Here is an 11,173-nt window from a genome sequence, read left to right as displayed (position 1 = left end):
GGCTCGATTGGAGCGATGTGCTGCACGAGGCGATTGCCCGTGCCCTCGACGGTTCGCGCCCCTGGCCGCCGCATGTGCCGATCCTGGCGTTTTTGGCCGGCGTCATGCGCAGCATCTGCGACGACCATTGGCGGCGTGTGCGGCACGAGCAAAGGCTGCTCGTGAGCCGCGATGATCGCCTTTGCCACGGCCGGTGCAGTGACGAGATCGACGAGGTGCCCGATCCCGAGCGGGTCCTGGTCGCCGTGGAGGCGCTGGTCGGCGTCTACCGGCTGTTCGAAGGCGACCCCTTGGCCCTGAAGATCATCGCCGGCATGTCCGATGGTCTGACCGCCAGGGAGATCTGCAAGGTCCACGGCATATCCGAACTCGACTACGACACGACGCGCCGTCGCATGCGACGGATTTTGCTGCGCCAACAACGGAACTGGAGCTCGTGGTGACACGCTGGCACCCGCATTTTGATCTGGTCCATCTGATCGAGGCGCTGAGCGAGGAAATTCTCGCTGCGACCTCCGAGGAGGTGCGGGCGTCCGGCGGGCACCGGCGGACGATCGCCAGCGCCGCGCGTGAGGTGAAGTTGCTCCTTGAGAGCGCATGCGCGGAGGCGGATGAGGTTCTCGAGAGGAACCTGAATGAAGGCCGGGCAAGAGATCTGGACGACGACCTGATCGAGCCCGCAGCAGGGCCCCGGCCGGCGGGCGCATTTCGGCGGCCGTCGCATCATCAGCGGCATTGAGCGGGCATTGGCGCGTGAAAGCCGCCGGACCGCTTCGATAGCTTTCGCTCTCGCCCGACATGTCCTACGATTGCGTTCCGCTTCAGCAGCAGGCAGTCGAGGGGCCGCGCCCATGGATCGGCGCAATCGCAAGAAACTCAACGATCGGGTGGTCAGGGCGGCCGAGGCGGCGCTCGCGGCGCAGAGATATGCGACCCCGATCGACGTGCTGGTCGGGGTCGGATGGCTCGATCCAGGCGCGCTCAAACGCTGGCGTTCACGATCGCTCGCGCTCGTGTTGGATGAAACGTAGCTTGAGTGGTCTCCCAATCGTTTGTTGGTCTCGACAACGGCATCGTGCCACCGTTTCGGTAACGCGTTATGCAGACCAGCACTTGCTCTTTTAATGATGCTCGCCACACTGTCGCCAACTGTCGGCCTTAGCGTGATCTTGAATTTGCCAACAGGCGCAAACTGGCGCCCGGCGCCGTTCCGTTCGCCCGCTTGACGCGGAGCGACTCAAAAGCAGGGAACGAATGCGATCGGGAGGGCCCAATGCCCAAGACAACTCGTCGAGATTTCGTTGTGTCGGCCGCCGTCGCATCGGCGGCGTTCGGCCTTGATGGATGGCTGAGCCTGCCGGCTCCGGCTGCTGCGCGCCACAAGCACGACGCGCGCCACAAGCGTCAGGCGCGACACACCCAGCAAGCGCAACACCCGAAGACGCCGGATCCGCCTCTCGGCTATGTGCGATATACGGTGGGCGAAGCAGAGGTCACGGCTCTGTATGACGGCATATGGGAAAAGGCCCATGATCCGGCCTATTTCAGCAATGCCAGTATCGAGGAGACGAAGCAGGCGCTGGCAGCCGGTGGATTTACGACGGACTTCGTCACAATTCCGATTACGGTGTTCGTCGTGAAGTTGAAGGGCAAAATCATTCTGTGCGACGCTGGCGGCGGCGACCAGGTGCAGGCGTTCAATCCTCAATCGGTCTTCGTCTCCGGCAAGATGATCCGGCACCTGAAAGAAGCGGGAATCGATCCCATGGGGATCGAGACCGTCCTGGTCTCGCATTTCCATCCCGATCACATCTTTGGGCTGCTCGGAAAGAACACTGACGCGCCGGTATTCCCCATGGCCGAGATCATCGTTCCGGCCGCCGAATACAAGTTCTGGACCGACCCATCGGTGATCGGTCGGCTGCCGGAGGGGCGCCGGGCGCTCGCGCAGCGCATTCAGGCCGTCGTTTCGATGTGGAAGAACGTGCTCCCGGTCGGAGGGGAAGACGAGGTCGTGTCTGGCATCCGCTTTGTGAGCGCGCCAGGCCACACGCCGGGGCATACTGCGTTCCATCTCAGCTCCGGCAACGAACAGCTGATGTTTTCCAATGACACGGTCTATGTGCCGGCGCTGTGCGCCGCGCACCCGGGTTGGCACGGTGTCTTCGATCAGGATGCCGCGCTTGCCGAGGCCAGTCGCCGCAAGCTGATCGACCGGGTGATTGCTGACAGGATGCTGATCTGCGGCACTCATTTCCCATGGTCCGGACTTGGCACGATCGCCAAGGATGGCGCCGGCTACGCGGTCGCCGTTCGCACCGCGTGACAGGGGAAGGCTTCGGTCGCAGAACGCAAGGTGCCTCTCAGGTCTGCGAGTTCAGGAGAGGACGATCGCCATGCTGCAAAATCCGCCTGGCGTCCATCAAAGCGATATCGTGAGTTTGAAATATCTCATTTGCGCCGGTGCAGCCGCGGTACTCGGCGTTGCGGTGGTCGGAGAGCGACTCGTGCACACTCCGGCAGCCAGCGTCGCGGAAAGCCAGCGTAACGAAGATGGCCAACGGATATTGGTCGAGGCCATTGCCGTCCAGCCCCCGCCGGTGGCGGCTACTGAGCTGCCGGGCCAGCAGGAGGTGGCAGGACCGGCTGTCCAGTCCACGACGTCGGTCGGGGCCACCGAGCCGCCCGGCCAGCAGGAGGCGGATGCGAAGGCCCCTCAAGGCGAGGTCGACCCGGCAATGGCCTCCTTCGATCAGGCCATCGAACGCAATTCTCGCGACGCGACAGCCCTCAGAAAACGCGCCAAGGCGTGGGAAGCCAGAGGTGAGGTCCATCGTGCGCTGGCGGACTACGATGCGGCGATCCGGTCGGCTCCGGACAACCCCACCGCATTTCGTGAGCGGGGCGGCCTGTTGCGACGCCTTGGCGAGCTCGATCGTGCCCTCCTTGACCTGGATCGCGCTGTACGCTTCACGTTCGCCGATGCCGACATCTATTGCGATCGCGGCCTGGTCTGGGATCAAAAGGGCGACCACGACCGGGCGATCGCCGACTTCAGCCACGCCATCAAGCTCGATGCGCGTCGCGCCTGTGCCTATATGGGCCGCGCCCTCGCTTTGCTGGGCAAGGGCGAAAAGGCTCGCGCCCGCGCCGACATCGATGAGGCGATCCTGATCGATCCCGGCCTGCGTGATGTTGTCGAACGCGCAATCTTGGAACCAAGGATGTCGCGGGGGGAGGACGCAGACGCAACCAAGTGAGCGGCGGCGACGTGCCACGGCTCGTGGCTCAAGAAGCCCTATTTGGAGGCCGCGATCTGCCCTGGCTCTGCCGGCAGGCCGGCCGGAGCGGCAGGGCCGGGCGCGCTGGTCGTGTCCGCCAGCAGCGGCACCTCGAAATATTGCACGATGGCGGACTGGTCGATCGCAAACAGGGGCCGATAGTTTTTGACATGGACGTCCTCGACCAGGGCCATGCGCATGTTGTCGAGCATCAGCCAGTGGCCGTCGAGGCGGACGGCGGTCACGGCGTGGTCGCCGCCGTGAAAGACATCGCGCATGATGATGATGCGCAGATCCTCGGCCGCGATCCCGGCCAGGCTCAGCGCCATGAATTTTGCGATCGCATAATCCTCGCAGTCGCCCGCGCCGCGGTCGAACGTGGCAAGCGGCGGTGACCAGACGTCGACTTCGCCATATTGCGCAAGATCGCTCATCGGCCGCAACGCCAGATTGATTGCGCGGTTGATTTCGCCGAGCCTGGCGCGCCCGTGGCGCCCCCTGGCAATGTCGACGATGGCCAGGAACCGTAAGGCCGCGCCGGACACGCAATTGTCGCGGTCGCCGTCGCAAAGCGCGAGCTGCACCCGCTCATCGTCGAGCTTGCGCTGCAGCCCTTGCCATTTCTCGTTCACGACGCCCCCCGACACGGCTGCCGTGGCGAGCCCGAATGGCTCGGCCGGGCCGGCGCCCGGCGAGAACGATGCCGCCGGCTCAGGCCTGGCGGCCGCCAGCGCTGCCGTCGCCGCTGACGCGGCAAGGCCGCATGCCATGACGACCGCACGCAGTGTGTGTGAAAAAATACCCATCCGACGCCCTTGGTCCGGGCATCGGCGGGCTTATAGCGCCCGCACGTGACCGGATCGTTTCGCGGACGATGGTGGGCGGCCTGCGCTTTTATTCTGCTTAAAGCGGGCATGCTGCGACGCACAAACGTCAAAACAGCCTGAACTTTGTCCTACGTGCCTCAGACAAATTTTGTGCTTTGTCGGTGTCACCGGCGGGAAAAACGACATCGCGGGCCACCCCTCACGCTTGCAGGTTGTGGCAGCCGCGATTTCCGCGATTTATGGCTAATTTGCTGAGATTTGATGGTTTCTGATGTTCCGCCGACAGTTTTTGGAAGGAAATTCGCGCAGTATTGTACGATAAGACGCGAGGTTATGTGGATCAAAGTATTATGGCCAGGTATTTAGGACATGCATGACTTGTATCCAGAACGCGCAACCGCCGTAAAACTATACAATACTTGGAGATGGAACGAAAATGACTTTCGGAAAACACTGAGATCGACCAGCCATGGGGGCGTCAACCCCATGCGCATGGGAGGATGCACAAGCCTGGGATGGTTTCGCGATGCAACTGCCGATGATAAGCAGCCGAGACCATTGATTATTAAATAGATATTAACCTCTCGTGGGGGGTCTTTGAATTACGCTGGTAAATTCGAGGCGATTTTCGCCCAGGGCCAGGGTACGGCCTCGCCTGCGCACGTCGTGCACGGCGATCAGGTGCATGCGCACGCGCCGGCCGATGCGATCGTCGTTCCCGATGCGCATCTGTTGTTCAATGGCGATTTCAAGCGGTCCGGCGTCGACCTGATTCTGTCCGAGGGCGAGCGCGAGTTCGTCCTCCACGATTACTTCAAGGGCGAGAAGCGGGCCGCGCTGGCGTCCCCGGACGGCGCCCATCTGACCGGCGATCTGGTCAATGCGCTGGCGGGCTCGGTCCAGGTCGGGCAGGCCGGCCCGGGCGCGAGCGCGGGCCAGGTCATCGGCCATGTCACCAAGCTCGCGGGCAACGCGACCGTCGTCCGCAATGGGGTGTCGATCATCCTGCACATGGGCGACAACGTCGAAAAGGGCGACGTCCTCCAGTCCGGTTCCGACTCGACCGTCGGCGTCACCTTCATGGACGGCACCGTGTTCGGCCTGTCGTCGAACGCGCGGATGGTGCTGAACGAAATGATCTACGATCCCAACGGGTCGAGCAACTCCACGCTGTTCAACCTGGGGGCGGGAACCATCTCGTTCGTGGCCGGCGAGACCGCCAAGCACGGCGACATGAAGATCGATACGCCGGTCGCCACCATGGGCATCCGCGGCACCGCGGTGCTGGTGGAGATCGATTTCACGGTGCCCGGCCAGACCGGCACGCCGAACGCAAAATTCCAGGTTCTGGTCGAGCCGGACGGCACCACCGGTTCCTACATCCTGTTCGACAAGACGACGCTGCAGCCGATCGCGGTGGTCAACCAGGCCGGCCAGCAGGTCAACATCACCAACGGCGTGGTCAGCCAGACCCAGAATCCGCTGTCGCCCGAACTGCAGAAGCTCATCAACGACGTCTTCACACTGAAGTTCACCGACAACACCAATCCGAATCCGAAGACCACCGTCACCCAGAACGACAGCCTCACGCCGTTCAGCGGGCCGACCATCAAGCTCGCCGATGGCACGACCGCCACCCCGCTCTTTGTGAACCTCAATTCCGGCACTTCGCATCAGGATTTCACCCTGAGCGTTCCGGACGCCGTCCCCCTGCGCATCGCGGGCCCGCCCCAGGCCGTGATGCTCGATGCGTCCGGCCACGTCACGACGCAGTTCGCCATTACCGAGCGCATCGGCCAGACCAATAGCAGCGCTTCCGACGGCGTGATCGGCACGGTCAACTTCGTCGACTCCAATCGGGGCGACGCACCGTCGGTGTCGGTGAGCTTTTCGGGCGCGAGCTATCACGGCCATGCGAGCCCGGGCGCGATTGCCCTCGCCGACATCGCCGCCACCGAAGTGAAGATCTCGGTGGTCCCGGCCGACGGCAACAGCAACACGGGTTCGGCCCAGCTCACCTATTCGATCCCCGACAAGGCGTTCGATTTCCTGGCCGAGGGCGAGACGCTGACGCTGACCTACACGGCGGAGGTCAACAACAACTTCGCCCCGGACGACGAATCCACGTTCATCACCTTCACGATCACGGTCACCGGCAGCAACGACGCGCCAGTGATCACGACGGCGGCGCAGACCGTCGCGTTTTCGGGCGGCACCAAGACATCGGGAGGCCCGCTGACCACGGACAATCCGACATCGGGGACGCTGGCCTTCACCGATCCCGACCTGACCGACACCCATAAGGTATCGAGCGCGCTGAAGGGCGTAACGCTCGACGGCAAGGCCTTCGATCTCGAGCATCTCGAGCCGACGCCGTTCAAGATCCTCAACACGGCTCTGACGGCAAAACTTGCGGCCGACTCGACCGGGACCGGCACAGGCAGCGTGACATGGACGCTCGCCGATCTGCCGGCCTATGTCGCCGACTTCATCCCCAAGGGTGAGACGCTGACGCTCACCTACGAGGTGACCGTCACCGATTCGCAAGGCGCCACCTCGACCAAGGACGTCACGGTCACGATCACCGGCACCGAGCCGGCCGCCGAAGTCTGGATCTCGACCCGCGGCGAGGGGCAGGACCATGACTGGAACAACGGGATCAACTGGGAGACCGGGAACGCCCCGACCGCAGCCGACGATGTCATCGTCATCACCGACCAGTTGCACAATCTGACACCGTCCTTTCCGGTGACGATCGGCAGCGCTGTGCATGCCGAGGCCAAATCGGTGTCGATGAACGATTTCGACCACACGCCGCCAGAACTCGTCAACGATGGGACTTTGACAGTTGGCGGCGCGCTCAAGCTGGAGGCCGACTCGATCCTCGAGAATTTTGGCACCATTACGCTCGGTGGGCTCGCCGAAATCCTCAATCAGAGCACGCTGACCAACAGCGGCAAGCTGGTCCTCAGCGAGGGCGGCGACTTCCAGGACCAGAGCAGCGTCAGCAATACCGGCACGATCGAAATCAAGGCCGGCACGCTCGATGTCTCAGTCGACATCGCCAATTCGGACGGCGAAGATGGATCAGGCCTGATCCAGGTGGATGCCGGCGCCACGCTCGTGCTCAATTCCGCCACGGTCATTGGCGGGTCCATCACGATCGAGGGGTGCCTCGACACCGAAGAATCGAACTCGCCGGCGATCGCCACGTTCGATGTCAAAGGCGTGTCGACCCTGGAGGGCGTGACGGTCAACAATGATGGCTTCATCGATATCTCGGGATCGCTGACGCTTGAACTGAACACGGCGCTGACCAATCTCGCCGGAACTGGCCACGTCACGGTGGAAAGCGAGGGCCTGCTGACGCTGAACGGCGCCAGCATCACCAACGCCACGCTGGACAATTCCGGCGATATCGACGTCACCGGCACGGGCAATGCGTTCGACGGCGGATCGGTGAGCAACAGCGACACCGGCACGATCGAGGTGACGGGGACGCTGATCCTCAACGATGGCGCCCAGATCCTCGGCGGCTCGCTGGCCAATTCGGGCGTCCTCGATATCGAAAGCGCGAGCGGGGCTGTCCTCGACGGCGTCAGCGTCGACAATTCGAGCGGCCGGATCGATGTCGATAGCGCGGCGCTGCCGGCGAGCAAGCTGACGCTCAAGGACGTGACGACGATTTCGGGCGGAAGCCTGACCATCGGCGCGCTCGCCAGCCTGCTCGAGATCTCGACGGGCGCCAATGCGACGCTCTCCACGGTGCAGGTCGCAAACTCCGGCACCGTCCAGGTCGACGATAATTCGTCGCTGACGCTGGTCGATACGACGATCACGGGCGGCACGCTCACGGTTTCTGGCACGCTCGATGCCGAAAGCGCGAGCCTTGTCGCGCTGGGAACGCTGACTATCCAGGGCGCCTCGGTGTTCGATGGCGTGACCACCGACAACAGCGGCCTGATCGACGTCACGGGGTCGCTGACGCTCCAGCATGGCACCGTGATCGCCAACCAGTCGGGTCTGGCCGCGGTGACGGTCGAGGGTGGCGCGACGCTGACGCTCGACGATAGTTCGGGCATCGGCGGCGGCACCATCGACAATTCCGGCCTGATCCATGTCGAAGACGCTTCTGGCGCGACGCTCGACGGCGTCAGCGTGAACAATGCCGTGGCGCAAGCACCGGTCGGCGAGATCAAGGTCGACACCGATACGGCAAGCACGCTGGTCGTCGAGCACGGGACCACGATTACGGGCGGCACGCTGATCATCGGTGATGAGGGCACGCTCGAGGTCTCGGGCTCCGGCGCAACACTCTCTGGTGTCGGGGTCTCCAATTCCAACATGATCCTCGTCGACGACGATGCGACGCTGACCTTGAGCGGCAAGACGACGATCGACCACGGCACGATCGACGATTACGGCAAGATCGACGTGACCGGCACGACGACGATGACCGGTGTCACCGCAAGCGGCGCGGTCAGCGTCGAGGCGCACGCGACGCTGACGCTGCACGACACCAGCTTTACCGGCGGCACGCTGTGCGTTTCCGGGACGCTGGATTCCGAGGGCAGCAGTGCGATTTATCATGCGGAGATTACGCACGGCGGCCTGCTGCAGGTGAACTGTGGCACGCTCACCATCGACGGGACGCTTTCGGGCAATGCGGAGATTGTCGGCACGTCGGTGCTCAAACTGGCGGACAGCTATCAAGACGCTTATGACGACGCCATCATTACCTTTGCGACCGGCGCTTCCGGAACGCTGGAGCTCGACTCGGCCGCAACCTTCAGCGGCACGGTGGCCAACTTCGACGATGACGACAGGATCGACCTCAGCCACGTCGCCTATGATTCGGATATCACGACGACCTATTCGAACGGCATCCTGACCGTTGTCGACGGGACCAAGATCGCGCAGATCAAGGTGGCCGGCGACAACAGTGGGGCACACTTCGTCGCGGTCAGCGACCACCATGGCGGCACGTTCGTCGAGGAGGTGCCCGGCGCGATCTCGGGACTGGATGCCCACGGCAATGCCGTCGAAGGCCAGAAGCTCACGGCCTCCATCACCGACGCCGGCGCGGGAGTTACGGACGCTCATTACCAGTGGCAGCTCGATGGCGAGGACATTGATGGAGCCACCAGCGCCTGTTTCACCCCAACCGAGGCCGACGAGGGCCATCGGCTCTCGGTGAAGATGAGTTTCGTTGACACGAACGGCGAACCCGACACGAGCTGCGTCTCGGGCGGCACCGTGCAGGAGAGAGTCGGCGGCGATCTTGCGGCGACCTACAGCAGCGAGACGGCGCATCAGGACCAGCAGATCAAGGTCACCGGCGTGACCGACGGCGGCACCGACGTGTTGCAGCTGGCGAACTATTCCTGGCAGACTCTGAATGGCGCGGAGTGGACGGAGGTCGGCACCGGATCGAGCTACACGCCGGGCGAAGTGCAGGAAGGCCACGAGCTGCGGGTGGTGGTGAGCTATGCGGAATCCACCGGCACCGAGAGCATCACGCAGCAGTTCGGCACGGTCGCCGAGAAGGACGGCGGCGATCTCGACGCGACTTACAGCAGGGAGACGGCGCAGCAGGGGCAGCAGATCAACGTCACCGCTGTGACGGACGGCGGCGCGAATGTGTCGCAGCAGGCGCAATATTCCTGGCAGGTTCGCGACGGCGACGGCTGGACCCCGGTCGGTGCCGGATCGAGCTACACGCCCGGCGAGGCGCAGGAAGGCCACGAGCTGCGGGTGGTGGTGAGCTATACGGAATCCACCGGGGCGGAGAGCATCACGCACGACTTCGGCACGGTCGCCGAGAAGGACGGCGGCGATCTCGTCGCGACGCTCAGCAGCGAGACTGCCCGCAAGGGGCAGCCGATCAGCGTCACCGGCGTGAGCGATGGTGGACAAACCGTTACCGACGGCCTGAGCTATGACTGGAAGATTTCGACCAATGGCCACGACTGGACCAGCGTAGGCCATGATTCCAGCTTCACATCTGGTTACGATCTGGATGGCAAGAAGCTGGAGGTGATCGTCACCCATTCGGACGCAACGGAAACCGACAGCACGACCTACCTGCTCGGCACGATCGAGGGCGATAATCGGGAGCAGTCGCATGTCGAGCAATCGCACAAGCCGCCGGTGATCGACACCACGCAGATCCAGCTGACGCAGACCGGCAACAAGACGACCATCACGGGAGTGCACGTGACGGATGCCGACCCGGCGTCGGCCCAGAGCTACACCTATTCCGAGACGGCGCTCCACGGGACCATGTCGACGAAGGGCGGCTCGGGCAGTCTGCAGCAGATCAACGATGCGCTCGGCAGCGTCACCGATGACTCCCAGAACAATTCAAAGATCGACAAGGTGACGCTGACCGTCAATGATAGTTTTGGTCACAGCGACTCCGTCACCTTCGTGTTCAGCGTCGGCGGAAACTCCGGCGATAAAACCGCCCTGACCGGCAGCGACGGCAAGGACGTGATCGTTGCGAGCAGCCACAATGATCAGATGACGGGCGGCCTGGGCGCCGATCAGTTCGTCTTCGCGCCCACCAATTCCGCCAACGCCGACACGGTCACCGACTTCACCCACAGTCAGGACCGCCTTGACCTCAGGGCCTTCTCCGATCTGGTTGACGTCGCGAGCCTCAACGATCAATGGGTCAAGGCGCATACATCGGTCGTTGGTCAGGACACGCTGATCACGTTGAACTCCGGGAATCACCCGGACACGATCCTGCTCCAGCATGTGACGTCGGCACTGCAAGTCGGTGATTTCATCGTTTCTCCGCATCACGCAGCTGGCTAGGTCTGATGCGCGATGAGCGCCGCTACTCTGGCACCGTCGCGAGGTTCCTCCCGAACCGGCCGGTTCATCGCAAACCCCCGATGGCGTATCGTCGATGACCGCCCACGGAACATGTGCCGATGAAGCGCCTCAAAGTCTTCCGACGCTGGTTCACCCGCAGGTTCGGCTACGCACGGCTGGCGTGTCTTGTGCTCCTGGTCGGTTTCGCCGCGCTCAGGATCGCCGATCCCGCGCCGATCGAGG

Annotated in this window: 7 protein-coding genes; 6 read left to right on the top strand and 1 reads right to left on the bottom strand. The window is 63.4% G+C overall.

Going from position 1 to position 11,173, the window contains the following annotated elements; translation table 11 throughout:
* The 5 genes from JOZ76_RS19925 to JOZ76_RS19905 form a co-directional block, all read left to right on the top strand.
* Positions 1 to 443: RNA polymerase sigma factor (locus tag JOZ76_RS19925; RefSeq protein WP_291701060.1), on the top strand; the 443-nt coding region annotated here is incomplete at its 5' end.
* On the top strand, positions 440 to 739 hold the full coding sequence (locus tag JOZ76_RS19920) for a hypothetical protein (RefSeq protein WP_291701059.1): 300 nt from the start codon (positions 440 to 442) through the stop codon (positions 737 to 739). The genes JOZ76_RS19925 and JOZ76_RS19920, both read left to right, overlap by 4 nt.
* A gap of 112 nt (positions 740 to 851) precedes the next feature.
* Positions 852 to 1,031, top strand: coding sequence for a hypothetical protein (locus JOZ76_RS19915; protein WP_291701058.1), 180 nt, complete (start codon positions 852 to 854; stop codon positions 1,029 to 1,031).
* Between the two features lie 242 nt (positions 1,032 to 1,273).
* On the top strand, positions 1,274 to 2,326 hold the full coding sequence (locus JOZ76_RS19910; protein ID WP_291701057.1) for an MBL fold metallo-hydrolase: 1,053 nt from the start codon (positions 1,274 to 1,276) through the stop codon (positions 2,324 to 2,326).
* 70 nt (positions 2,327 to 2,396) lie between these two features.
* Positions 2,397 to 3,260 (top strand): tetratricopeptide repeat protein, encoded by an 864-nt coding sequence (locus JOZ76_RS19905; RefSeq protein ID WP_291701056.1) that lies wholly within the window; start codon positions 2,397 to 2,399, stop codon positions 3,258 to 3,260.
* Between the two features lie 38 nt (positions 3,261 to 3,298).
* On the opposite strand, the gene JOZ76_RS19900 is transcribed toward JOZ76_RS19905, so the two are convergent.
* Positions 3,299 to 4,087 carry a transglutaminase-like cysteine peptidase gene (locus JOZ76_RS19900; RefSeq protein ID WP_291701055.1) on the bottom strand — a complete coding sequence of 263 codons (789 nt, stop codon included), beginning with the start codon at positions 4,085 to 4,087 and terminating at the stop codon, positions 3,299 to 3,301.
* Between the two features lie 618 nt (positions 4,088 to 4,705).
* Here JOZ76_RS19900 and JOZ76_RS19895 point away from each other — a divergent pair.
* Positions 4,706 to 10,930, top strand: a complete 6,225-nt coding sequence (locus tag JOZ76_RS19895) for a FecR domain-containing protein (RefSeq protein WP_291701054.1) — start codon at positions 4,706 to 4,708, stop codon at positions 10,928 to 10,930.
* Positions 10,931 to 11,173 lie beyond the last annotated feature (243 nt).

The sequence above is a fragment of the Bradyrhizobium sp. genome (assembly GCF_019244115.1).
GTDB lineage: Bacteria > Pseudomonadota > Alphaproteobacteria > Rhizobiales > Xanthobacteraceae > Bradyrhizobium.
The sequence above is the reverse complement of the archived record's forward strand: the minus strand, read 5'-3'. Positions and strand labels throughout refer to the sequence as shown.